Here is a 22,739-nt window from a genome sequence, read left to right as displayed (position 1 = left end):
ATCAGTGGCCGTTGCTCTTCAGCTTGCTGCCGCCCACGCCGTAGCCGGCCTTGCGCATGGCCCAACCGGCAACCAGGCCGAGGACCATGACCACGAGGCCGCCAATGAAGATGGGAGTGCTGGCGATGACGAAAGCAATGGAGGAAATCAGGGCACCCACCAGCATGACAATCACACAGGTCCAGGCAGCCGGGCTGTTACCGTGGCCGATGGCGTCAGCGTGGCTCGCCATGGTGGAAGTAGCTTGGTTTGCGGACACAGTTGTTTTGCTCATGTGGAATCTCCTCAGGATGAATACTGCTTACATTCTGCCATTTATTGTCGGTGCCCGGGACAACGCCCGGCGTCAGGCCCCCTATGGGCACTTATGTTGCGGAGCACCGCTCCACAAGGCCCTTTTGCCTGCCTACGTGGGGTCTTCCCCGCGCGAAAGGCTGTCCCAGCTGTCGATCTCATCAACGGGGCCTTCGCCACGTTCCTTTGCCCGTGCAGCGGTGTCGTACCTGGTTCGGGACTTCCAGTAGCGCCCTGCGAAGGGCAGCAGCACTGCACAGACAGCAAGCAAAGCCCCGGCGACGATCGCAATCACGGGTAAGAACGTCGTGTCGACATCGGCTTGGCCTCCCGAGATACCGGTAGCGGCCGCGATGGAACCCTGGGCAGCGCCCAGCGGATCCGCCAACACGGTGGCGGCTGCCAAGACGATACCTACGGCGGTCAACGCGACGATCGCGGCGATAATCCAGCGTGCAACCTTCCCGCCGATGGATGCGGCCAATCCGGCTGCAAGGGCTACTACTGCCAACGCCGTGACGGAGTTGGCCGCCTTGCTGCCCTGGACGGAAAGCTCATTGATCGCGCCGACCGATGGATCCAAGCGGACCTCGACCCAGGTCTGTGTTGACGTTCCGAACACGGCGAGAGCAAGGACAATAGTGGCCAACACCAGCGTGGACTTGCGCGCCCATCGTGGAGTTTGCCTGGCCGCGGGTACGGCTCCACCAGCAGTCATGAGGCGGGCGTCCCGCCGTCGACATGTCCCGCGTCCTGCTCCGAACCGGCCTGCCGAACCGTCTCCGCCGAGATGTTCTGCAGGGAGCCGGCCGTGTGCACGGCCCGAAGGGGCGCGGCCGCCTTGTTGACGGTCTCGAGTGCCTCAGCCGGCTTGTGCGAGTCGGCGACGATGCCGCCGCCGGCCTGGACGTAGGCCCGGCCTTCCCGAAGCAGCGCCGACCGGATGGCAATTGCCATGTCCATGTCGCCGGCAAAGTCGAGGTAGCCCACCACGCCGCCGTAGATGCCGCGACGGTGGGGTTCCAGCTCATCGAGCAGGCGAAGGGCGCGCGGTTTCGGCGCACCGGACAGCGTACCCGCAGGGAATGTTGCCTTGAGGACGTCGTAGGCCTTGGCGTGCGGGGCAAGTTGGCCAACCACCGTGGACACCAGGTGCATGATGTGGCTGAAGCGCTCCACCTCCATGAACTGGGTGACGTCCACCGTGCCCGCCACGCAGACCTTGGAGAGATCGTTGCGCGACAAGTCCACCAGCATGAGGTGCTCTGCACGTTCTTTCTGGTCGGCCAGCAGCTCTGTGGCCAAGGCCTTGTCCGCTTCCACCGTCTTGCCACGCGGGCGCGAGCCGGCAATAGGGTGCGTGATCACCTCGCCGCCCGTCACCGTCACCAATGCTTCCGGGGAGGAACCCACAATGGAGTACTCCCGGCCGTCGGCATCCTCGAGGCTGAAGATATACATGTACGGGCTCGGGTTGGTGTTGCGCAGCACGCGGTAAACGTCCAGCGGGTCCGCCGGGCACTCCATCTCGAAACGGCGCGAAATGACTACCTGGAAAACCTCGCCGTCAACGATCGCTTCCTTGCCGCGGTCGATAGCTTCAAGGTACCGGGCCTCGTCCCAGCGCTCCTGCACGCTGGAGGCGAAGTCCAGCGCTGCGGTCTCCAGCACGGATACCGGCTGCGCGACGGGAGTGCTGATCCGGTCCAACAGTGCCTTGACGCGGGCGACGGCGTCATGCCATGCGTCATCGACGCGCTCGGAACTGTTGTCAAAGTTGATCGCGTTCGCAATCAGCAGGACGGTGCCGTCGACGTTATCGTGGACCGCCATGTCCGTGACCAGGTTCAAGGCCATCTCCGGCAATTGAAGGTCGTCTTCGGGCGGGCTGGTCAACCGTTCCCAGTGCCGGACTGCTTCCCAGCCAAGGAAACCCACCAACCCGGACGTAAAGGGAGGAAGCCCTTCAAAGCGGTCGGTCTGCAGTGCGGCAATCGTGTCACGGACCGCTTCCACGGGGTTGCCGTCCACAGGGACACCAACGGGTGGCTCGCCGATCCAGTGGGCCTGCCCGTCCTTGGTGGTCAACGTCGCGCGGGACTTGGCACCAATGAAGGAATAACGGGACCAGGCGCCACCCACCGCCGCCGACTCCATGAGGAAGGTACCCGGCTGGCCCTGGGCCAGCTTTCGGTACAACCCGATGGGTGTCTCAGCGTCTGCCAGGACCTTGAGTCGGACGGGGATGACACGGCTGTGGACGGCGAGTTCGCGGAACTCTTCCAGGCCCGGGCTGATGATTCCAAGGTCCTGCATGGCTATTTTTCTCCGCCTTTGGTTTTAGGTGGTGCGTCTGTGGAATGTGGGGGGCGCCTTAGTCGCGGTTGCCTGTGACGACGGTGAAGTCGCGCCCGTCGAAGCAGGTCCGGGTACCGGTGTGGCAGGCCGCGCCGACCTGGTCAACCCGGACCAGAAGGGCGTCACCGTCGCAATCCAGGGCGACTGACTTCACGAACTGAACGTGCCCGGAAGTATCGCCCTTGCGCCAGTACTCCTGGCGGGAGCGAGAGTAGAACGTGACTCGGCCCGTGGTCATGGTGCGGCGAAGTGCCTCGTCATCCATCCAGCCGAGCATGAGGACCTCGTTGGTGTCGTGCTGCTGGATGATCGCTGCCACGAGCCCCGCGGCATCGCGTTTGAGGGCGCCGGCGATCTCCCGCGGCAAGGGGCCTGCGGGGTCGCTGGTGAGCTCCACGGAAGGAGTTGGACTGGGGGCGGACTGCTCAGACATCAGATCAAGTCTAGTGCCTCCGGCGCGGCCCGGATTCTGCGGCGGTTCCACTGCGCAACACACCCCCGATCGTGCTAGTTTCACAAGTGATGCATTTCGTCGATCCTTCCCGAGAAGTACTGGCCGAAACCCTGCTGGCGGCCGGACCTGACTCCCCCACGCTCTGCGCAGGGTGGCTCACCCGGGATCTCGCCGCGCACCTCTACCTCCGTGAACGCAAGGCCGCGGTCGGTCTCGGCCTCCTGATCCCCAGCTTGGGCAAGGCCTCGGACAAGGCCACCTCCAAACTTGCGGCCAAGTTGAAAACCACGGACGACTACGCCGAACTGGTGAAGACCTTCCGCGCCGGTCCCCCTGCCCTCTCTCCGTTGAAGATCAAAGCACTCGACGAAACGTCCAATCTCATCGAGTATTTCGTGCACACGGAGGACATCCGCCGTGCCGGTGACCGCTGGGCACCCAGGGCACTCGACGAAGCCTACTCGGACGCACTCTGGGGTGAGCTCATCAAGCGGGCAGCCTACCTCTACCGCGGCGTTGACCTCGGCATCGTCCTGGTCCGGCCGAGCGGGCCCCGCCACGTGGCCAAGCGCGCTCCGGTTTCCGTCGCGATTGTGGGCGAACCCGGCGAGCTGCTCATGCATGCCCACGGCCGGACGAACCAGGCCCTCGTGACGTTCGAAGGCCAACCGGACGCCGTCGCGCTTTTGCAGTCCGCGGAAATCGGGCTTTAGGCCAACCGCCCGCAAGCTACCGGACTTCGAAGCCCGCTTCGCGAATGGCCGTTTTGACCTGGGCAATCATGTCATCAGGACCGAAGTGGAACACCGAAGCGGCCAACACGGCATCAGCACCTGCTTCAACAGCGGGCGGGAAGTGCGCCGGCTCCCCGGCACCGCCGGAAGCGATGATGGGGATGTTCACGGCAGCGCGGACCAGGCGGATCAGTTCGAGGTCGAAGCCGTCCTTCGTTCCGTCGGCGTCGATCGAGTTGAGCAGGATTTCTCCGACACCCCGGTCTGCTGCTTCCTTCGCCCAGGCGATGGCGTCAATTCCGGTGCCGGTTCGCCCGCCGTGGGTGGTGACTTCAAAACCGGACGACGTCGGGGCGTCGCCTTCGCGGGTACGGCGCGCGTCAACGGAGAGCACCAATACCTGCGAACCGAAGTGGCGCGTGATTTCGTCGATGACCTCGGGCCGGGCGACAGCTGCGGTGTTGATGGAGGCCTTGTCCGCGCCGAAGCGCAGCAGCTTGTCCACTTCCGCCACGCCACGCACGCCACCGCCCACGGTCAGTGGGATGAAGACTTCCTCTGCGGTGCGCCGGACCACATCGAAGGTCGTCTCGCGGTTGCCGGATGAAGCGGTGACGTCAAGAAACGTCAATTCATCGGCCCCGCCATTGTCGTAGCGGTGCGCGAGTTCAACGGGGTCTCCGGCATCCCGGAGTCCTTCGAAGTTGACGCCCTTGACCACGCGGCCTGCATCGACGTCCAGGCACGGAATGACCCGTACGGCTACAGCCATGTGCTGCTCCTAAAAGTGTGCTGTGCTCAGTAGATTTGCCGGTCAGATCCGGCAGGCGTGGATGCTGCTGACCAGGATGGCGCGGGCGCCGAGGTCGTAGAGCTCATCCATGATCCGGTTGGTTTCCTTCTTGGGAACCATGGAGCGGACAGCAACCCATTCGGAATCGCGGAGCGGCGAGACCGTGGGCGATTCGAGGCCCGGAGTCAGGGCTGCCGCATCCTCCACGAGGTCCTTGCGGATGTCGTAATCCATCAGGACGTACTGGCGTGCCACCAGGACACCCTGCAGGCGGCGGATCAGGACGTCGATTTCCTTTGCTGTTCCATTCGCTGCGCCTCCGGGGCCGGTGCGGCGGATCAGCACGGCCTCGGACTTCAGGATCGGGTCGCCAAAGATTTCCATCCCGGCCGCCTTGAGGGTGTTGCCGGTCTCGACGACGTCGGCAATGGCGTCCGCTACGCCCAGGCGGACCGAGGATTCCACGGCTCCGTCAAGGCGGACCACCTTGGCGTTCACACCGCGTTCGGCGAGGTAGTCGCGCAGGAGGCCGTCGTAACTGGTGGCGAGCCGCTTGCCTTCAAGCTGTTCGACGCCGGTGAAGTCACCTACGGGGCCGGCGAAACGGAAGGTAGAAGGGGCAAAGCCCAAGGGAAGCAGTTCTTCGGCTTCCACCTTTGCGTCCAGCAGGAGGTCGCGGCCCGTGATGCCGACATCCAGCGTGCCTTGGCCTACATACACGGCAATGTCACGCGGGCGAAGGAAGAAGAACTCAATGTCATTGTCGGGGTCAACCATGACCAGTTCGCGGTTGTCGCGGCGCTGGCGGTAGCCGGCCTCGGACAACATTTCGGACGCGGCCTCGGACAGGGATCCCTTGTTGGGGACTGCTACACGGAGCATTGGGGAGACTTTCTGTTTGGAATGGAGGTTTTCAGGCACATGGCCACGCGGCTGGCTCTGCCGGGTACAGCGGAGCGGCGTGGCTAGAGATGCTTGTAAACGTCTTCCAGGCTGAGGCCCTTGGCGAGCATGAGGACCTGCAGGTGGTACAGCAGCTGGGAAATTTCCTCGGCGGCGGCTTCGTCGGATTCGTACTCGGCGGCCATCCAGACTTCGGCGGCCTCTTCGACCACTTTCTTGCCAATGCCATGGATTCCGGAGTCCAGTTCGGCCACAGTACGCGAGCCTGCCGGGCGGGTCGCTGCTTTCTCACTCAGTTCTGCGAACAGCGTCTCGAAATTCTTCACGCCCTACAGACTACTTGCTTGAGGGTGGGCACCGCTTCTTGGGGCGTTGCATGACGGAGGGGATGTGAGTGAAGACACACCCACACCCCCGTCCGCATCAAGGGTGTCTCTAGCTGTACTGCTTGAGCGTCACGGCAGTCGCAAGGGCCGCAGTCACGGCTTCGTGGCCTTTGTCCTCGCTTGATCCCGGCAGTCCTGCCCGGTCAATGCCCTGTTGTTCGGTGTCGCACGTCAGGACGCCGAAGCCGACCGGCACGCCAGTGCGGACGCTGACATCGGTGAGTCCCGACGTCGCGGCCTGGCAGACGTAGTCGAAGTGCGGCGTTCCGCCGCGGATCACCACACCAAGAGCCACGACGGCGTCAAAGTGCGGTGCCAGCCTGGCGGCGGCAACCGGGAGCTCGAAGCTGCCCGGAACCCGCAGCAGCGTGGGCTCGGCGATTCCTGCTTCCTTGGCGGCACGGAGGGCGCCGTCCACCAGTCCGTCCATGATCTGGGTATGCCAGCTTGCCGCCACGATGGCCAGCTTGAGCCGGGATGTTTCCTCCGGGTTGAGGGTGGTGAGGTCGATGGTGGGCGCGCCGTGTCCGCTCATTGTGTGCTGGGAGTCCGTTCAGTCTTGGTTGTTGTCAAAGGGGTTGGATGCAGGTGTCTTGCCGTTGCTGACGGGCTCGACATCGAGCGCCAGGCGGTGGTCCATCCGGTCTTTCTTGGTCTGCAGGTAACGCAGGTTCTGCTCACGGGAAGGCACCTCGGTGGGGACCATCTCCACCACCGTGACACCGGCCTGGGCGAGGCGGTTCTGCTTGTCAGGATTGTTGCTGAGCAAGCGGACCTCGTGGAGGCCCATTTCGGCCAGGATCTGCCCCGCCGCGTTGTAGGAACGTGCGTCCACAGGCAGGCCGAGTTGTTCGTTGGCCTCAACGGTGTCGAAGCCGGCTTCCTGCAAAGCGTAGGCCTTGATCTTGTTGGCGAGGCCGATCCCCCGTCCTTCCTGGCCGCGCAGGTAGAGCAGCGTACCGCCCTCGGCGTGGATGAGTTCCAACGCATAAGCCAACTGTTCGCCGCAATCGCAGCGGTAGGAACCGAACACATCCCCCGTGAGGCACTCCGAGTGGAGCCTGACCAAGGGTGCCTTGCCACCTTTGGGCGGGTTGGGGGAACTTACGGCAAGGTGCTCATGCCCGGTCTCCTGGTCCGTCCACGCCTGCGCCACGAAATCACCAAAAGCTGTTGGCAGTTGCACGATCGGCCCGCCGCTCACAGGGTGCTGCGCAGCACCCGAATGGTCGCTGCTGCGTGTTGTCGATGCGGTCATCGCTTCTCCTCGTCTGCCAGTGAAACATGTGCCGTCTGGGACTCTACCGCCTCAACGTACGACACCAGGTCCTCTATGGAGATGAGGGGGCATCCGTGTTCAGCGGCAAAGTCACGCAAGCTGTCCATGCGCATCATTTCACCGTCGTCGTGTACCAACTCTGCGATCACACCCACCTGGGCGAGCCCGGCAAGACGACACAGGTCAACGGCGGCTTCCGTGTGTCCTGGGCGTTCACGCACTCCCCCTTCAACCGCCCGCAGGGGGAAAATATGCCCGGGGCGCGTGATGGCGGCCGGCGTGCTCTGCGGATCGGCGAGGATGCGGGCCGTCAAGGCGCGGTCCGTGGCCGAAATCCCGGTGCTCACACCGTGGGCCGCATCGCACGAAACAGTGTAGGCAGTACCCTTGGCGTCCTCGTTGACTTCCACCATCGGCGGAAGTTGCAAGGCATCGGCCCGTCCCCCTTCCAAGGGCACGCAGATGACGCCGGATGAATAACGGATGGTCCACCCCATGAGGGCAGGGGTTGCGTGTTGCGCGGCGAAAATGATGTCGCCTTCGTTTTCACGGTCCTCGTTGTCCACCACGATGACGGCTTGGCCGGCGGCCATCGCGGCTATCGCCGTTTCCACGGGGTCGAGACCGTGGCGGCGCACCGCCGTCGAAAGTGTCTTGCTTGGCGTGCTCATCGTCCAGCCTCCTGGTTCGCCCGCGGCGCGAAGGACAACAAGCGCTCGGTGTACTTTGCCAGCACGTCCACTTCCAGGTTCACCCGGCCGCCCACGGGCTTTGCCCCCAGGCCGGTCTCCTCCAGAGTGGTGGGAATCAGTCCCACTTCGAACCATGGCTCCGCTTCCGCGGCAGCGCTGACCGCCGTGACGGTGAGGGAAACACCGTCGACGGCGATCGAACCCTTCTCCGCAATGTACCGGGCCAGAGGCGCCGGGACGGCAAACCGCAGTCGGTCCCAGTTGCCCAAGGCCTCGCGTTCCACGAGTTCCCCGACGCCGTCCACGTGCCCTTGGACCACATGGCCATCAAGGCGGCCACCGGCGGGGACACAACGCTCGAGGTTCACGGGATCACCGGCTGCCAGCTCGCCAATGGTCGTGCGAACCAGGGTTTCACCCATGACGTCCACCGTGAACTCCTGCCCGTCAATTCGTGTCGCGGTCAGGCACACACCGTTGACGGCGATAGAGCCACCCAGATCCAGGCCGTCCGTGGTGGTGTGCGCCTTCAGCCGGAGCGTGGCGCTGGCATCGCCCTCGTGCTCAATTCCCAGGACGGTGCCCTGCTCGGCAACGATTCCGGTAAACATCAGTGTCCTCCTGTGACGTATTCCGCAGCCTCACTGCGCGGAAGGGAATTCTTTGTTGTGGTGGCTGCAGCCCGCGTTGACCGCAGGTGCAACCGAAGGTCGTTTCCAAGGGGCCGGACCGAACCTCCCCCTGCCTCGTCCCACGACCAGTGCTGGGCATCGGCCAGGGTTGAGATGCCGAGGTCATTCAGGGCGGGAGTCCCGGATCCAAGCAGCGTAGGTGCCAAGTAGACAATCAACTCATCCACCAGGTCAGCAGCCAGGAAAGTGCTCAGGATGCTTGAGCCGCCCTCGACCATGACGTGCCTGACACCTTGATCGAACAGCGTTGACAACGCTTCCGCCGGGTTTCTTGTGGGCAAATGGATGAAGCGGCCATCCGTTCCCCGGACTGCTGCGTCCTGCGGTACGTCCCTCAGTCCCATCACTGCGCGAAGCGGCTGATGAAGCGCGGGTTCGCCGTCGGAGGAGCGGGCCGTGAGCCGCGGGTTATCGATCAGCACCGTCCCTGTCCCCACCAGGATCGCATCGATGAGTCCTCGCAGGCCGTGGTTGTCCGCCAACGATTCCGGGCTGGAGATCCACTGGCTGGTCCCGTCCACCGCGGCGATCCGGCTATCCAGCGTCTGGGCGATATGCAAGGTGACGAACGGACGTTTGGCGGCAACGGCGTCGAACCATTCCCGGTTCAGGTCCAGGGCCCTGCCGGCCTCCAGCCCCGCCTTGACGTCAATTCCCGCTGCCTGCAGCGTTCGGGCGCCGCCCGCGGCGGGATCGTGAGGATCGTCGACGGCGTAAATCACCTTGGCGATCCCCGCGTCGATGATTGCCGCGGCGCAGGGGCCGGTCCGTCCAACATGGTTGCAGGGTTCCAGGGTGACCACCATGGTGGTGCCTGCAAGGTCTACGCCCTTGCGGCGCGCTTCGATAATGGCGTCTGCTTCTGCATGGGCTGTCCCGGCGCCACGGTGATAGCCGACGGCGAGCTGCTCGCCTTCGGGACTGAGTACCACGGCGCCCACCAGGGGGTTGGCTCCCCGCGGTCCAGCCAGGGCTGCGTTGAGCGCAGCGTCCATGGCGGCCGTTTCTGCAGCCGTGAAGTCGTTCGACAGGCTGTTCACGGGGCCGCCCCCACAGCGGCAGGAACAACTGCAGGCTCAACGCGTTCGCGCTTGTCTGCACGCCACCACACGAAGAAGCCTGCCAGCGTGAAGAAACCGTAGAACAAATACATGACGGCACTGGCGTAGTAGCCGGCGCTGAACAACAGGGGGACTCCAACGATGTCCACGGCTACCCAGATCAACCAAAACTCAGTCCAGCCGCGGGCCATGCCATATGTAGCCAAGAGCGATCCCATGAAGGTCCAAGCATCGGCCCAGACAGGCGGATACGAGCCAAGGGCGTCAAACAGTGGTGTCAACGCCGCAGTACCCGCCACCATGGCCCCAAGGAGTGCCACACGGACCTTGGTGCCGGCCCAACCGGGAACGACGGCGGTGCCCCTGGCGTTTGCCTCCCGGCCCTGCTTCCACCGGTACCAGCCATAGAGGGCCACACCGATGAACATGACCTGCCGTGCGGCCTGGCCCCAAAGAGTTGCCGGCGCGGCGGCGCCGAAGACGTTGCCGAGGAAAACCGTCAGCAATAGAAGGTTGCCGAGGATGCCCACCGGCCAAGCCCAGACTTTGCGGCGCATTCCGCCGAGGGCACTGGCGAGCCCGAAGATGTTACCTAGCACTTCGCGTAAAACAAGCGCAGATCCGCCAACGGGAATCTGTGCTTCGAAGAGCCATCGCAGAAAATCCATGCCGTTCCTTCCCAGTCAGCCGCGATGGCTCCGGGGGTGTACGACAGCGCGCTACTGGCGCATCGCCAATGGATGCGCCCAGCAGGACTGTACGTGCTTCTCCCATCCAGACTTTAACTGTCGGTACCGGAATTCCACCGGTTCAACCGTTTGCCGTGGGTTCCAGCTTCTGGGTCCCGTGGCGCGCGGGTCGCGGACTATGACCGCCGGTTCGGACTTACACCGACCCCGGAGCACGTATGTGTGTTGCTATTGTGCCACAACTACGAAGAGCCCCAGGCTATTCCCCCGCCATCTTCGTCATATGCGATGACGATCGTCACGGTTTCACCGAAGCGCTGTCCAATACGGCCCTCCCGGCTTCGCGCAGACGTTCGATCGCCGCAGCGGGATCTTGATGTCCGTAAACTGCAGAACCGGCAACAAACACGTTTGCTCCCGCCTCCGCAGCCCGGAGGATGGTCTCCTCGGTGATTCCGCCATCCACCTGGATGGCCACGCCAATACCGGACCCGTCGATTGCCGCGCGCGCCCGGCGAATCTTGGGCAAGGTGACGTCAAGGAAGGCCTGACCACCGAAACCGGGCTCGACCGTCATGATCAGGAGCATGTCCACTTCGCTGAGCATGTCCAGGTACGGCTCAACAGGGGTGGCCGGTCGGAGCGCCATCCCGGCTTTCGAGCCACGGGCACGAAGTTCCCTCGCCAGTTTGACCGGCGCCATGGCGGCCTCCGCATGGAAGGTCACCGAGGCCAGTCCCGCATCTGCGAAGGCAGGCGCCCAACGATCGGCGTCGGAAATCATCAGGTGTGCGTCCAACGGAACCGGGCTGACCGCTTGGATCCTCTCTACCACCGGAAGGCCGAGGGTCAGGTTGGGAACGAAGTGGTTGTCCATCACGTCAACATGGACGGCATCGGCGTTGCTGATCCGGTTCAGCTCCGCCTCCAGATTGACGAAGTCCGCGGACAGGATGCTCGGGTTGATACAGCACTGGGTCAAGACAGGCCCTTCGGATCGGTGGTGGTCAAGGTAGCAGCCAGCGAAAAGCGGCAGTCAGGGCTTCTTGCGGATGAGCGCCATGAACATCGCATCGGTGTGGTGAAGGTGGGGCCACAATTGTGCAGTGAGTTCGTGGCCCGCGGCGAGGTTCCCGGTGAGGCTGACGTTGTCCAGGGCCTGACCGGCGTCCATCAATTCAAGGTCCACCCGCTTGCCCAAGACGTCACCCACCACAGCGGTGGTTTCCGCAGGATGAGGCGAGCAGGTTACGTAGGCCACTACGCCACCGGGCTTCACAGCATCGATGGCCGAGCTCAGCAGGTCGCGCTGCAGCGGACCCAAGTCAGCAATGTCCTTGGGCGCGCGCCGCCAACGGGACTCCGGACGCCTGCGCAATGCACCCAGGCCGGTGCACGGAACGTCAACCAATACGCGATCGAAGGATTCACGCTGTTCTGCACCTACCTCGCGACCGTCACCGGTACGCACGGTCCAAGCCTCACCGGGCACCGCCGAGAGCGCCTGTTGCACGAGCTTCGCGCGGTGCGGGGCAGGCTCGTTGGCGAGCAGTGTTGCACCCTCGCGATGGGCCAAGGCAGCGAGCAGGGTGGCTTTGCCGCCGGGGCCCGCGCACAAGTCCAGCCACCGTTCGCCGTCCGGCGCATTCGTCGCCACGTCCACGCCTGCGACAGCGCGGGCTACGAGCTGCGAGCCAACATCTTGTACGCGCGTGGTGCCCTTCCGGACAGACTCGAGCCTGCCCAAGTCGCCGCCGGCGGACAGGGCTGAACCTTCTACGAGGTCTCCGGCGGCGGCGCCGTGCTCAAAAGCTTCGTCGAGGTCGCCCAGGCCAGGCAGCGCCACGAGGTTGACCACCGGTGCTGCGTTGTCGGCCTCCAGCAGTGCTTCGATTTCCGAGGCCGGGCGTCCGTGATTCACAAGGGATTGGCGCAAAGCCCGGACAATCCACTCGGGATGGGCATGTCGAAGCGCGGCAATCCGGGTGGGGTCGCTTTCCCCGTCGAGAAGGATGTCGAGCCACTCCCCCAGGCTGTGGGCAGTGACTTTGCGGAGAACGGCATTGATCAGCGCTGAGGGTCCGGCGCCAATGACTGCACGGGCCAGGCCCACGGTTTGGTCCAATGCCGCATGCGGCGGGACCCTCATGGACAACAGCTGGTGGGCTCCGATCCGCAAGGCGTCCAGGATCGCAGGATCGAGTTGCTCCAGGGGCCGGTCAACGCAGCGGGCCAGAATGGCGTCGTAGGTTCCCTGCCCGCGCAAGGCGCCGTAGCTCAGCTCGGTTGCGAAACCGGCGTCGCGGCGGTCAAGGCGGTGCTCGCGGATCCGCGCGGGAAGGACCAAATTAGCGTAGGCATCCTCGGACGCTACGGCCCGCAGTACCTCGTAGGCCACCAAGCGTGCGGGGTCGGCACGACGTGTCCGCTGGGAGGGAGCATTGGTGGAATATCCCTTCTGGGGTCCACGGTTCCGCTCCCTGCCTTGGGCGTTGCGCTTGCTTTCCGTGCGGGCGCCGCGGTTGCCGCGTCCGGCACCGTCCCGGCTCCCGCTGTTGTTGGGGCCTCGCCGGCCGGACTCGCTCATTCGAATACCACTCTTTCAGGTGCTGCCAGGCCGCGGGCCCAATCGGCCGGCGACATCATCTTCTTGCCGGCGGGTTGGATCCGTCCCAGCTCGACGGCATGGGAACCGGTGCCTACGAGGACCGATTTTCCGTCGATCCGCAACTGACCGGGCCTCAGATCGTTGACCTCGGGCCGGAGCCTCACAGGTTCAAGCTTGACTCGCTGACCGTCCAGCGTCGTCCACGCGCCCGGCTCGGGCGTGACGCCTCGTGACCGGCGGTTCAAGGCCAAAGCCGGCTCCCGCCAGTCCAAACGTCCATCCTCAAGCGTGAGCTTGGGCGCCAAGGAGACCTCGCCGCTTTGGGCTTGGGAAGCCGCCTGTCCGGCGTCGATGGCTGACAGTGTCTGGCTGAGCAGGACAGCACCACTGACCGAAAGGCGGTCCAGAAGATCCCCCGCGGTGTCCTCGGACCGGACCGACTCCGTCAGCGTGCCGAAAACGGGCCCGGTGTCCAGCCCTTCCTCCAGACGGAACGTCACGGCTCCCGTGACGTCGTCACCCGCAATGAGGGAACGCTGCACGGGCGCTGCGCCACGCCATGCGGGGAGAAGCGAGAAATGGAGGTTGACCCAACCATGCCGTGGGATGTCCAGCGCTGCACCGGGAACGATGCCGCCGTAAGCCACGATGGCCGCCACGTCCGGGGCGATCTCCGCGATACGGGCGATCGTCGGAGAGTCCACCTTGGCTGCCCGTATCACTTCGAGACCGAGTTCTTCCGCGCGCGAGGCCACCGGAGATGGCGTCATGACGCGTTTGCGTCCCAAAGGGGCGTCCGGCCTGGTCAGGACGGCAACCACGTCAAAGCCCGCCTTGACCAAGGCATCAAGAGACGGAACGGCCACCGCCGGAGTACCGGCAAAAAGCACCCTCACGCGGGAGCCCCGAAGCTGCCGGCACCAAAGCTGGAACCAACCGAGCCGGCACGCTTGGACGTGGTCTGTTCCGTGACCGCGTGATAATTGGCGTTGCGGATGGCGCGCAGCGCGGCCTTCCGGTCTTCGCCCTCAAGCCTGTCCGTGTACAGGATGCCGTCCAGGTGGTCCGTTTCGTGTTGGAAGCAGCGGGCCAGCATGCCTTCCGCCTCGACGGACACGGGGTCGCCATTCAGGTCAACGCCCGTAACACGGGTTGCGCGGTACCGGCGGACCGGGAAGCCCAGCCCGGGGATGGAGAGGCAACCCTCTACTTCGTCCGGCTGGAAGTCTTCACTGTTGTCAAGGACCGGGTTGATGATGTGGCCTTCCTTGCCGCCAATACGGTAGGTAAAAACCCGCTTGCTGACGCCGACCTGGGGTGCGGCCAAGCCAGCGCCCTCGACGTCCTCCATGGTCTCCATCATGTCTGCAACCAGCTTGGCGAGTTCCGGACCAAAATCCGTGACGGGATCCGCTACGGTGCGCAGCACCGGATCTCCGATGATTCGGATACTCAAAATAGCCATCTGTTGTCAGTCCTCACGATCGTCAAACTCATGGTCCGGCTGGTGCGGAGCCTAAGCCAGTTTAGTTGAGTGCATGGCAGCACCGCTGTGCACCGGCCCGGCACCAGCGGTCGCGAACGCAGGCGGGGCGATCGGCAGAAGTGCCTGCCCTGCCGCGACGACGTCGGCCGACATCTCCCAGACGCGCCTCAGCGCGCAAAACTTCCACCAGTGGTGTTTCAGGATCTCGGGGTTCGCCCGCTGTGGACGGACCTCCGTTTCTCCGATGGCGACTGCAAGCAACATGGGATTCTCGCCAAACTTCCAAGGCTCCCACGTGCCTGCCACCGGATCCACAAGGCTTTCCTCCGCCTTCATGCCCGCAACAAGCTGCATCACCACTTTGTCGTCCAGTGCTTTGACGGTGCCGTCGCGGGTTGTGCCCTTTGTTTTGTAGTCGATCAAGCAAACCCGACCATTGATGCGGGCCACAAGGTCCAGCGTGCCGGCATAGCCGACGGTCTTGTTCCACACAGTGATTTCCGGGGCCAACGGTTCCACCCTGTACAGTTCCCACCATTCATCAAAGCGGGCTGCGAAAGCCTGCTCGCCGTGGGAAGCCAGTTCATCGCGGCACTCCTGCATCCGGTGGGGACGGCCCAAGGCACGCAAGGCAACCTGTTCACAGTAGTTATGGACGCGGTCTCCCCGCGCGGCAGCCTCGTCCCTGTAGACCTCCGCGGCTTTGGAGGCCTTATTAATCGCTTGCCGGATCCTGGCCGGACTTCCCAGCAAGGCAGGAAGCTCAGGATCAGCTGCCAGGCTGCTCGCCCCCATGTAGCTGAACCAACCGTCGAGCGCATGCGCCTGCTGCCCGATCACTGTAGTAATCGAGGGGACCGAGAATTGGTCCGAGGTGGAGCGGGCGTACATCCGCCCGTATTCAGTCGCATGGGCAAGCAGTGGAGCAGTCATATGAAGACTTTGTCACAGAGGACCGACAGAATTCCCCTTCAGCTGCCCGGGTTCGTGGTGGCCTCTCCCACAGGGCGGCTGAATGCGGGCTCGCGTCCCATGACCATGGCGAACTGGTCCGGTGACAGCCGGGCCAGCTTTCCCGCGAGGATGGGCGACGTCCTGGCCAGTTGTTCCAGAGAGGTGTCTGTGGGCCGGGGATCTGGTAATTCCTGCACGCTTACCTCGTGCGCCGTCCAGCAACATCGTGACGGGAACCCAGGCTAGAAAGTGCGCCCACCTGACCGGGCACTCCGCCCCCGACTCCGGAAAAACAAAAACCCCCGGGTATCCGGGGGTTTCTCTCGGTGGGCGATACTGGGTTCGAACCAGTGACCTCTTCGGTGTGAACGAAGCGCGCTACCACTGCGCCAATCGCCCGCAACAACCTGAATCAGGCGTCGTGGTGCATACAGAAGATTAGCCCACCCGGACGGGAATGCAAAACGAACCTTGGCTACCGAACTACACGATTGGAATTACAGCCGTGAAACTCCCTCTATCCCGCGCCAATTCAAGGATCCAGCCCGGTCCTTGGCTCAATAGTTGCTACCGATTTGGAGTTTCCCGGAACCTCCTATAGAGTTTTTACTCGTCGGAAAGCGACGGAATGCCTCCAAGGCGGCCCGGAGCAGCGACACTGCGGACGTAGCTCAGCTGGTAGAGCACCACCTTGCCAAGGTGGATGTCGCGAGTTCGAATCTCGTCGTCCGCTCGCAAGGCACTGTCAAGGCAAGTATTCCCCGGAATCCTGCTTACACGGTGGGTTGGCCGAGAGGCGAGGCAGCGGCCTGCAAAGCCGTATACACGGGTTCGAATCCCGTACCCACCTCGGTGAAAACCATGTCTTCCAGCTTGGACTGGATGCATGGGCGATTGGCGCAGCGGTAGCGCGCTTCCCTGACACGGAAGAGGTCACTGGTTCGATCCCAGTATCGCCCACCAAAACAAGGCAACTTGTTTGTTGTTGAACGCCTGGAATCACCCGGGCTGACAACATGTGCGGACGTAGCTCAGCTGGTAGAGCACCACCTTGCCAAGGTGGATGTCGCGAGTTCGAATCTCGTCGTCCGCTCTCCTTTGCAGGACCCGGAAACGGGCGATTGGCGCAGCGGTAGCGCGCTTCCCTGACACGGAAGAGGTCACTGGTTCGATCCCAGTATCGCCCACCAAAACAAGGCAACTTGTTTATTGTTGAACGCTTGGAATCACCCGGGCTGACAACATGTGCGGACGTAGCTCAGCTGGTAGAGCACCACCTTGCCAAGGTGGATGTCGCGAGTTCGAATCTCGTCGTCCGCTCCAATAAAGAAAGCAGCTCTTCGGAGCTGCTTTTTTTGTGCCCAAATGTCAGCGCCATCCATTCATTATGAGAAGTAACTAATATCCCTAAGAAGAAGTCGCTTTATCTAATGTGATTCGACTCGCATAATGTACTGCGAGCTCATCACCGTTCCACGCCCATGGCAAGGAGTACCCCCATGAATCAACAGACTGCTTCCCAGTCCGTCATGAGGCGCAAGCCCATCGACGACATCGAAGAAGAAAACAAACACAGCGGACTCTTCAAGAGTCTTGGCCTGTGGCAGCTGACCGCTATCGGCGTCGGCGGCATCATCGGCGTCGGCATCTTTTCCCTCGCCGGCCTCGTAGCCCACGGCGACGCAAGCAACCCGGGCGTGGGACCGGCAGTGCTCGTTTCGTTCCTCATCGCGGGACTCGCCTCCGGCGCGGCCGCACTTTCCTACGCCGAATTCGCCGGCATGATCCCCCGCGCCGGTTCGGCCTACACCTACGGCTATGTTGCCCTGGGCGAGATCATCGGCTGGTTCATCGGCTGGGACCTGCTGCTGGAGTACATCGCCATCGTCGCGGTGGTGGCAATTGGCATCTCCGGTTACTTCGATGCTTTCCTCTCAGGCATCGGTATCCACATGCCCACCTGGATGACCTCCACCGCCGACGAAGGCAAGGGCGGCATCATCAACCTCCCGGCCATCCTCGTGTGCCTCTTGGTGACGTGGATCCTAAGCCGGGGAACCAAGGCCTTCGGCCGCTTCGAATTGGTGGCCGTCGCCATCAAAGTCGCCTTGATCCTGTTCATCATCGGTTTGGGCGTTTTCTACATCAACACTGACAACTTCAACCCGTTCATGCCCAGCGGCTTCGGACCGGTCTTCGCCGGTGCTGCCACTGTGTTCTTCGCTGTGTTCGGCTACGACGCCATGAGTACGGCAGCAGAGGAAGCCAAGGACGGCAAGAAGCACATGCCCAAGGCCATTGTGCTTTCCCTGATCATCGCCATGCTCCTGTATGTGGCTGCGACGCTCGTCCTGACCGGCATGCAGAACTACAAGGACATCGACCCCGCAGCAGGCTTCGCTTCAGCCTTCACAGGCGTCGGCCTTCCCGTCATCGCCACCATCATTTCGGTCTTCGCTGTGTTGTCCATCCTGACGGTCATGTTGACGTTCCTCCTGGGCGTCACGCGCGTGTGGTTCTCCATGAGCCGCGACGGCCTGCTTCCAGGTTGGTTCTCCCGCACCGACCGCCACGGCACCCCGCAGCGGGTCACATGGATCGCCGGTATCGCTTCGGCGTTCCTGGCCGGTGTCTTCCCCATCAAGGAAGTCGCCGACCTCACCAACATCGGCATCCTCGCCGCTTTCGTCGTGGTGTGCGTCGCTGTCATCGTTTTCCGCTACACCAAGCCGAACGCGCCGCGGACCTTCCGCTTGCCGTGGATGCCCGTAGTCCCGGCATTCGGTGTGCTCGCCTCGGGCTTCCTGATGTCGCAGTTGCACTGGGAAACCTGGCTGCGGTTCGGAGTGTGGCTCATCGTGGGCCTTGTGATCTACTTCGGCTACGGCCGGAAGCACTCACTGATGAACCCGAACAGTCCACGGCACCTCGAAGAAAGTAAGCCCTTGGCGTAGTGCATCCGGAATCCTTGGCACACCCATCTTCCGGTGTTAGGGTCGGACGCGGAGGAGCGAACTGGCTCCGCGATGGAAGGGAGGTGCCCGTGGGATTAATTGACGACCTGAAGGGCAAGGCTCAGGGTCTCATTCAGGGCAACGAGGAAGCCATCAAGAATGGCATCGAAAAGGCCGGAGACTTCGTCGACCAGAAGACGGGCGGCAAGTACGCCGGTCACGTCGATAAAGTCCAGAATGCCGCTTCCAACTTCGTAGCCAAAAAAGACGGAGAAGCCGGACAGGCTCCCGCCGCGGATGAGCCAAAGCAGCCCTAGCTGCCTGAGCCGCCGTACCAGATACGTCAAGGGGGCACCGGTCCCGCCGAGAGGCGCCGCCGGTGCCCTTGGCGTTTAATCACGCTGCGCTTCCGGTACGTTGGACACTATGCGCTCCGCCTCGTCACCAGATCAGACCCTTGAGCGCCGGGAGACCCTGGGCCCGCCGATCGCCGCAGGCATCGTGACCGCGTTGGTCGGTTTTACGTCGTCCTTTGCGGTGGTCCTGGCCGGGTTGAAAGCCGTCGGAGCCAACCAGGCGCAGGCATCCAGCGGCCTTTTCGCGCTCACGGTGACCTTCGGACTGGGAATCCTGTGGTTGGCGTGGAGGTCCAAGATGCCAGTCACCCTGGCGTGGTCCACGCCGGGTGCCGCGCTGCTCGCGTCAGCAGGAATGGTCGACGGCGGCTGGTCGGCTGCCGTCGGAGCCTTCTTTGTGGTCGGGGTGCTGATTGCGCTCACGGGATTGCTTCCGGTCCTTGGCAGGCTGATGTCGAAGATCCCCACCGCCCTGGCCCAGGCGATGCTTGCCGGAGTGCTGCTCCCCCTGTGCCTGGCGCCGTTCGAATCCCTGGGCACGGCGCCGCTTTTCGTTGGGCCGGTGGCATTGTGCTGGTTGGTGATGATGAAGTTCGCCGCCCGGTGGGCAGTTCCGGCGTCGTTGCTCGTGGCCTTGGCTGTGATCGGCATCTACCTTCTGGCCAATGGTGTCCCCCTCCCCGGCGATGGGTTGGTCCCCCGCCTTGAATGGACTGCGCCGGCCTTGACCCTCGAATCGGCCGCAGGAATCGCACTGCCTCTGTTCATCGTCACCATGGCTTCGCAGAACATCCCCGGCGTAGCTGTGCTGAAGTCATTCGGCTACACAACACCGTGGCGATCCTCGATGATCGTCACCGGCGCGGGAACCATCGCAGGTGCACCCTTTGGCGGTCACGCCATCAATCTCGCCGCCCTCAGCGCTGCCTTGGCAGCGGGCGAGGAAGCGGGGAAGGATCATGGCCGCCGTTGGATCGCCGCGTTTGTGTCAGGACTGGTCTATCTTGTCCTGGCGGTGTTTTCGGCTGCCCTCGTCACCGTTGTGGCCGCGGCACCGCCAGGCCTGCTGGAGGCCGTCGCGGGGCTCGCCCTGTTGGGGACGTTGGCGTCTTCGGTTTCCTCCGCCTTGGCCGTCGCGGAGGAGCGGATACCGGCCTGCATCACTTTCCTGCTTGCCGCATCCGGGCTGAGCTTCGCGGGAGTGGGCGCCGCCTTCTGGGCTTTGGTTGGAGGGATCCTGGTCCGTTGGATGCTGAAGTCCCGCGAACCCTTGACCACCGCAGGTCGATGAGGCGCGACCGGATTCCCGGCCGCGTTGAATCAGGATGGTTGCCGCGCCGAATCAGGAAGGTTCGTGGTTTTGGCCCTCGCGGGCCAGTGCCGTGAGGCGGGAGACGGCGCGGAAGTACTTCTTCATGTAGCCGCCCGTCATCATCTCCTCCGTGAAGAGTTTGTCGAACGGAACGCCGCTCGCCAGGATGGGAACGTCTTTGTCGTAGAGGCGGTCTGCGAGGACCACAAAACGCAGGGCGACCGCTTGCTCAGTGATGGTCTCGACATCGCGCCACACTACCGCTTCGATCCCCGAGATCAATTGGCGGTAACGGCTGGGGTGGACACCGGCCAAGTGGTCGACGAGCGAGCGGAAATCGTCCACGGCTACTGTCTGGCCATCGAACTCGGCGTGCATCCGGTGCTTGAGCTCGTCGGTTTTCAGCGGTGCGGGAGCGGCCGGCAGGCCGCGGTGGCGGAAGTCTTCGCCGTCGATCCTGACGACGTCGAACTGGTCGGCAAGAACCTGGATTTCACGCTGGAAGTCCACTGCAGCGAAACGACCCTCACCGAGGGAACCGGGCAGGGTGTTGGACGTCGCAGCCAGCTTCACGCCGGCGTCGGCCAGCTCCCGCATGAGGCGTGACATCAGCACGGTGTCACCGGGATCATCGAGTTCGAATTCGTCGATGCAAACCAGTTTGTAGTTGCTCAGCGCATCCACTGTCTTACGGAAGGAGAGCGCGCCCACGAGGTTGGTGTACTCCACGAACGTGCCGAAAGCTTTTGGACCCGGGGACCTGTGCCAGAGCGAAGCCAGGAGGTGGGTCTTCCCGACGCCGAAGCCTCCGTCGAGGTAGATACCCGCCCGGGTTGCCGGCTTTTTGGAGAACAGCTTCTTGAAGAGCCCGCCACCGTCTTCGGCTCCTACGCCGTCGGCAAAGGCAGACAACAATTTGACGGCGTTGGCCTGGCTCGGCTGTGCCGGGTCCGGGCGGTAGCTGTCGAACGACACTTCTCCGAACCTCGGAGACGGGTAGAACCCCTTGAGGAGTTCCTCCACGGAGACTGCCGGCGTGCGGGCAGTCAGTTGTTCGATCTGTACCACGGTGGTCCGTTCTTCCGGTGTTGGGTCCCCAGCAAGAATACCGGCATCCGGCCGTCATGAAACGGCCACGTGACCAAGGCCATGTTTCACCATGTGACTACGGGTGGAAGCATTCCCTCCGGCCCGTGGTTAGTGTTGGAACAGGCCGGGCCGGCACTGAAGCAGCAACCGGGCCCTGGCTCCCGTCCGTTGTCAGTGAAAGGCCATCACATGTCCTACCCCGTTGAACAAAACGAAAAGTTCGCGTCGTATGCGAACCCAGAACGCCTTGTGTCCACCGAGTGGCTCGCGGCAGCACTTGCAGAGGGCGCCATCGCCGACGGCAAGCTCGTGGTTGTGGAGTCCGATGAAGACGTCCTGTTGTACGAAACAGGCCACATCCCCGGCGCAGTCAAGATCGACTGGCACACGGACCTGAACGACGAGGTCACCCGCGACTACGTCGATGGCGCTGCCTTCGCGGCACTCGCGGCTTCCAAGGGCATCTCCCGGGACAGCACCGTGGTGATCTACGGGGATAAGTCCAACTGGTGGGCTGCCTACGCCCTGTGGGTCTTCACCCTCTTTGGCCACGAGGACGTCCGCCTGCTGGACGGTGGCCGGGACAAGTGGATCGCCGAAGGCCGGGAACTCACCACCGACGTGCCCCGGCCGGCCGCCGGCAACTACCCCGAGGTCGAGCGCAACGACGCTCCCATCCGTGCCTTCAAGGAAGATGTCCTCGCGCACCTGGGCAACCCGCTTATCGACGTCCGCTCCCCCGAGGAATACACCGGGCAGCGCACGCACATGCCCGCCTACCCCGAAGAAGGCGCCCTGCGTGGCGGCCACATCCCGACAGCCGCATCGATCCCGTGGGCCCGCGCGGCAGCCGAAGACGGTACCTACCGTTCCCGTGAAGAACTGGAAGCCCTGTACCTGGGCGAAGCGGGCCTGCAGCCGGGCGACGACGTCGTGGCTTACTGCCGCATCGGCGAGCGTTCCAGCCACACCTGGTTCGCGCTGAAGTACCTTTTGGGCTTCGACACCGTTCGCAACTACGACGGTTCCTGGACTGAATGGGGCAACGCTGTCCGCGTGCCGATCGTCAAGGGTGCCGAGCGTGGCTCCGTCCCGGGCGCCCTGGTCCGTAACTAGCATGAAAACAGCGCCGTTGTGCGTAAGCTGGAAGTGATGAGTACCAATACTTTGCCCTCCGCTTTGGCGGAAATTGTCGATGACTTCCAGGCACTGACGGAGCCTGAACGCCTGCAGTTGCTGCTCGAGTTTTCCCGGGGGCTGCCGGACCTTCCTGAGCGCCTCCAGGACCATCCCGAATTGCTTGAGCAGGTTGTCGAGTGCCAGTCGCCGTTGTTCCTGACGATTGAGTCCGAGAAAAACGCGGACAACCCCGGCGGAGCACGTGCATACCGGTTGTTCTTCAAGGCACCGCCGGAAGCGCCCACCACGCGCGGGTTTGCAGGCGTATTGCTTGAGGGGCTCGATGGGCTGACGGCAGAAGAAATCCTTGCGGTCCCGGATGACATGCCTGAATTGCTGGGCCTCACCAGGGCCATCACTCCGCTGCGCATGCGCGGCATGACGGCCATGCTGGGACGGATCAAACGGAAAGTGGCGGCCGCAAGCCGCCTCGAAAACTGATCTTCAGGGAGCACTGATCTTCACG

General features: G+C 63.4%; 26 protein-coding genes, 7 tRNA genes and 1 riboswitch. Of the genes, 12 read left to right on the top strand and 21 right to left on the bottom strand.

The annotated features are described in order from the left end of the window. Nucleotide 1 precedes the first annotated feature (1 nt). The 4 genes from AB0N65_RS14990 to hisI all read right to left on the bottom strand — a co-directional run bounded on the left by AB0N65_RS14990 (nucleotide 2) and on the right by hisI (nucleotide 3,085). Nucleotides 2–274 carry an HGxxPAAW family protein gene (locus AB0N65_RS14990; protein WP_364163029.1) on the bottom strand — a complete coding sequence of 91 codons (273 nt, stop codon included), beginning with the start codon at nucleotides 272–274 and terminating at the stop codon, nucleotides 2–4. A gap of 132 nt (nucleotides 275–406) precedes the next feature. Continuing rightward, nucleotides 407–1,012, bottom strand: a complete 606-nt coding sequence (locus tag AB0N65_RS14985) for a Trp biosynthesis-associated membrane protein (protein WP_364163026.1) — start codon at nucleotides 1,010–1,012, stop codon at nucleotides 407–409. Next, on the bottom strand, nucleotides 1,009–2,610 hold the full coding sequence (locus tag AB0N65_RS14980) for an anthranilate synthase component I (RefSeq protein ID WP_364163023.1): 1,602 nt from the start codon (nucleotides 2,608–2,610) through the stop codon (nucleotides 1,009–1,011). The genes AB0N65_RS14985 and AB0N65_RS14980 overlap by 4 nt, the downstream gene beginning before the upstream one ends. Nucleotides 2,611–2,668: 58 nt before the next feature. After that, complete coding sequence (gene hisI, locus AB0N65_RS14975; protein WP_364163020.1) at nucleotides 2,669–3,085, bottom strand: phosphoribosyl-AMP cyclohydrolase; 417 nt, start codon at nucleotides 3,083–3,085, stop codon at nucleotides 2,669–2,671. Nucleotides 3,086–3,174: 89 nt separating this feature from the next. On the opposite strand from hisI, the gene AB0N65_RS14970 reads away from it, so the two are divergent. After that, a complete protein-coding gene (locus AB0N65_RS14970; protein ID WP_364163073.1) occupies nucleotides 3,175–3,819 on the top strand; it encodes a TIGR03085 family metal-binding protein in 645 nt (214 codons plus the stop codon). Nucleotides 3,820–3,835: 16 nt separating this feature from the next. On the opposite strand, the gene hisF is transcribed toward AB0N65_RS14970, so the two are convergent. The 16 genes from hisF to AB0N65_RS14890 all read right to left on the bottom strand — a co-directional run bounded on the left by hisF (nucleotide 3,836) and on the right by AB0N65_RS14890 (nucleotide 15,782). Continuing rightward, nucleotides 3,836–4,612 (bottom strand): imidazole glycerol phosphate synthase subunit HisF, encoded by a 777-nt coding sequence (gene hisF, locus AB0N65_RS14965; protein WP_364163017.1) that lies wholly within the window; start codon nucleotides 4,610–4,612, stop codon nucleotides 3,836–3,838. 42 nt (nucleotides 4,613–4,654) lie between these two features. Continuing rightward, nucleotides 4,655–5,515: an ATP phosphoribosyltransferase gene (gene hisG, locus AB0N65_RS14960; protein WP_364163014.1), complete on the bottom strand. Its 861-nt coding sequence runs from the start codon at nucleotides 5,513–5,515 to the stop codon at nucleotides 4,655–4,657. An 83-nt stretch (nucleotides 5,516–5,598) separates the two neighbouring features. Beyond that, nucleotides 5,599–5,862, bottom strand: coding sequence for a phosphoribosyl-ATP diphosphatase (locus AB0N65_RS14955; protein ID WP_018778638.1), 264 nt, complete (start codon nucleotides 5,860–5,862; stop codon nucleotides 5,599–5,601). 109 nt (nucleotides 5,863–5,971) lie between these two features. After that, the gene (gene ribH, locus AB0N65_RS14950) at nucleotides 5,972–6,457 is read right to left on the bottom strand and encodes a 6,7-dimethyl-8-ribityllumazine synthase (protein WP_364163011.1); all 486 of its coding nucleotides are present in this window, start codon (nucleotides 6,455–6,457) and stop codon (nucleotides 5,972–5,974) included. 18 nt (nucleotides 6,458–6,475) lie between these two features. Then, a complete protein-coding gene (gene ribA / locus AB0N65_RS14945; protein WP_364163008.1) occupies nucleotides 6,476–7,180 on the bottom strand; it encodes a GTP cyclohydrolase II in 705 nt (234 codons plus the stop codon). Then, nucleotides 7,177–7,872 (bottom strand): 3,4-dihydroxy-2-butanone-4-phosphate synthase, encoded by a 696-nt coding sequence (gene ribB, locus AB0N65_RS14940; RefSeq protein WP_364163005.1) that lies wholly within the window; start codon nucleotides 7,870–7,872, stop codon nucleotides 7,177–7,179. Before ribB ends, ribA begins: the two co-directional genes overlap by 4 nt. Continuing rightward, nucleotides 7,869–8,504 (bottom strand): riboflavin synthase, encoded by a 636-nt coding sequence (locus tag AB0N65_RS14935; protein ID WP_364163002.1) that lies wholly within the window; start codon nucleotides 8,502–8,504, stop codon nucleotides 7,869–7,871. The genes ribB and AB0N65_RS14935 overlap by 4 nt, the downstream gene beginning before the upstream one ends. Next, nucleotides 8,504–9,580 carry a bifunctional diaminohydroxyphosphoribosylaminopyrimidine deaminase/5-amino-6-(5-phosphoribosylamino)uracil reductase RibD gene (gene ribD / locus AB0N65_RS14930; RefSeq protein WP_364163071.1) on the bottom strand — a complete coding sequence of 359 codons (1,077 nt, stop codon included), beginning with the start codon at nucleotides 9,578–9,580 and terminating at the stop codon, nucleotides 8,504–8,506. Before ribD ends, AB0N65_RS14935 begins: the two co-directional genes overlap by 1 nt. 41 nt (nucleotides 9,581–9,621) lie before the next feature. Further along, the gene (pnuC, locus tag AB0N65_RS14925; protein ID WP_364162999.1) at nucleotides 9,622–10,314 is read right to left on the bottom strand and encodes a nicotinamide riboside transporter PnuC; all 693 of its coding nucleotides are present in this window, start codon (nucleotides 10,312–10,314) and stop codon (nucleotides 9,622–9,624) included. Nucleotides 10,315–10,403: 89 nt separating this feature from the next. Then, a riboswitch (FMN riboswitch) is annotated at nucleotides 10,404–10,555 on the bottom strand. A gap of 78 nt (nucleotides 10,556–10,633) precedes the next feature. Continuing rightward, nucleotides 10,634–11,317 carry a ribulose-phosphate 3-epimerase gene (gene rpe, locus AB0N65_RS14920; RefSeq protein WP_364162996.1) on the bottom strand — a complete coding sequence of 228 codons (684 nt, stop codon included), beginning with the start codon at nucleotides 11,315–11,317 and terminating at the stop codon, nucleotides 10,634–10,636. Nucleotides 11,318–11,371: 54 nt separating this feature from the next. Continuing rightward, a complete protein-coding gene (locus AB0N65_RS14915) occupies nucleotides 11,372–12,922 on the bottom strand; it encodes a transcription antitermination factor NusB (RefSeq protein ID WP_364162993.1) in 1,551 nt (516 codons plus the stop codon). After that, nucleotides 12,919–13,839, bottom strand: a complete 921-nt coding sequence (gene fmt, locus AB0N65_RS14910) for a methionyl-tRNA formyltransferase (RefSeq protein ID WP_364162990.1) — start codon at nucleotides 13,837–13,839, stop codon at nucleotides 12,919–12,921. Before fmt ends, AB0N65_RS14915 begins: the two co-directional genes overlap by 4 nt. After that, a complete protein-coding gene (def, locus tag AB0N65_RS14905; RefSeq protein WP_364162987.1) occupies nucleotides 13,836–14,408 on the bottom strand; it encodes a peptide deformylase in 573 nt (190 codons plus the stop codon). Before def ends, fmt begins: the two co-directional genes overlap by 4 nt. Before the next feature lie 51 nt (nucleotides 14,409–14,459). Then, nucleotides 14,460–15,362, bottom strand: a complete 903-nt coding sequence (locus tag AB0N65_RS14900) for a cytochrome (protein ID WP_364162984.1) — start codon at nucleotides 15,360–15,362, stop codon at nucleotides 14,460–14,462. A 38-nt stretch (nucleotides 15,363–15,400) separates the two neighbouring features. Further along, nucleotides 15,401–15,580 (bottom strand): hypothetical protein, encoded by a 180-nt coding sequence (locus AB0N65_RS14895; RefSeq protein WP_364162982.1) that lies wholly within the window; start codon nucleotides 15,578–15,580, stop codon nucleotides 15,401–15,403. Between the two features lie 130 nt (nucleotides 15,581–15,710). Beyond that, nucleotides 15,711–15,782: transfer RNA gene (locus AB0N65_RS14890), tRNA-Val, on the bottom strand. A 261-nt stretch (nucleotides 15,783–16,043) separates the two neighbouring features. Between AB0N65_RS14890 and AB0N65_RS14885 the strand changes: the two genes are divergently transcribed. From AB0N65_RS14885 to AB0N65_RS14845, 9 genes are all read left to right on the top strand, one after another. Then, nucleotides 16,044–16,116 (top strand) — tRNA-Gly (locus AB0N65_RS14885). Between the two features lie 46 nt (nucleotides 16,117–16,162). Beyond that, nucleotides 16,163–16,233, top strand: a tRNA-Cys gene (locus tag AB0N65_RS14880). Between the two features lie 38 nt (nucleotides 16,234–16,271). Continuing rightward, nucleotides 16,272–16,346 (top strand) — tRNA-Val (locus AB0N65_RS14875). A gap of 57 nt (nucleotides 16,347–16,403) precedes the next feature. Further along, nucleotides 16,404–16,476: transfer RNA gene (locus AB0N65_RS14870), tRNA-Gly, on the top strand. A 22-nt stretch (nucleotides 16,477–16,498) separates the two neighbouring features. After that, nucleotides 16,499–16,573, top strand: a tRNA-Val gene (locus tag AB0N65_RS14865). 57 nt (nucleotides 16,574–16,630) lie between these two features. Next, nucleotides 16,631–16,706: transfer RNA gene (locus AB0N65_RS14860), tRNA-Gly, on the top strand. A gap of 176 nt (nucleotides 16,707–16,882) precedes the next feature. Next, nucleotides 16,883–18,337 (top strand): amino acid permease, encoded by a 1,455-nt coding sequence (locus AB0N65_RS14855; protein WP_364162979.1) that lies wholly within the window; start codon nucleotides 16,883–16,885, stop codon nucleotides 18,335–18,337. Nucleotides 18,338–18,420: 83 nt separating this feature from the next. After that, entirely contained in the window at nucleotides 18,421–18,654 is a 234-nt protein-coding gene (locus AB0N65_RS14850; protein ID WP_364162976.1) for an antitoxin, read from the top strand. A gap of 109 nt (nucleotides 18,655–18,763) precedes the next feature. Then, nucleotides 18,764–19,984: a benzoate/H(+) symporter BenE family transporter gene (locus AB0N65_RS14845; RefSeq protein WP_364162973.1), complete on the top strand. Its 1,221-nt coding sequence runs from the start codon at nucleotides 18,764–18,766 to the stop codon at nucleotides 19,982–19,984. A gap of 51 nt (nucleotides 19,985–20,035) precedes the next feature. On the opposite strand, the gene zapE is transcribed toward AB0N65_RS14845, so the two are convergent. Continuing rightward, nucleotides 20,036–21,073, bottom strand: a complete 1,038-nt coding sequence (gene zapE / locus AB0N65_RS14840; RefSeq protein WP_364162970.1) for a cell division protein ZapE — start codon at nucleotides 21,071–21,073, stop codon at nucleotides 20,036–20,038. Between the two features lie 210 nt (nucleotides 21,074–21,283). On the opposite strand from zapE, the gene AB0N65_RS14835 reads away from it, so the two are divergent. Together AB0N65_RS14835 and AB0N65_RS14830 are read left to right on the top strand one after the other, a co-directional pair. Beyond that, complete coding sequence (locus AB0N65_RS14835; protein WP_364162967.1) at nucleotides 21,284–22,210, top strand: sulfurtransferase; 927 nt, start codon at nucleotides 21,284–21,286, stop codon at nucleotides 22,208–22,210. 36 nt (nucleotides 22,211–22,246) lie between these two features. After that, nucleotides 22,247–22,714: a SufE family protein gene (locus AB0N65_RS14830; protein WP_364162964.1), complete on the top strand. Its 468-nt coding sequence runs from the start codon at nucleotides 22,247–22,249 to the stop codon at nucleotides 22,712–22,714. Nucleotides 22,715–22,739 lie beyond the last annotated feature (25 nt).

Origin of the sequence: Paenarthrobacter sp. NPDC089322, from assembly GCF_040684895.1 — a bacterium.
Taxonomy (GTDB): domain Bacteria; phylum Actinomycetota; class Actinomycetes; order Actinomycetales; family Micrococcaceae; genus Arthrobacter.
This window is presented reverse-complemented; position numbering and strand designations above follow the sequence as displayed.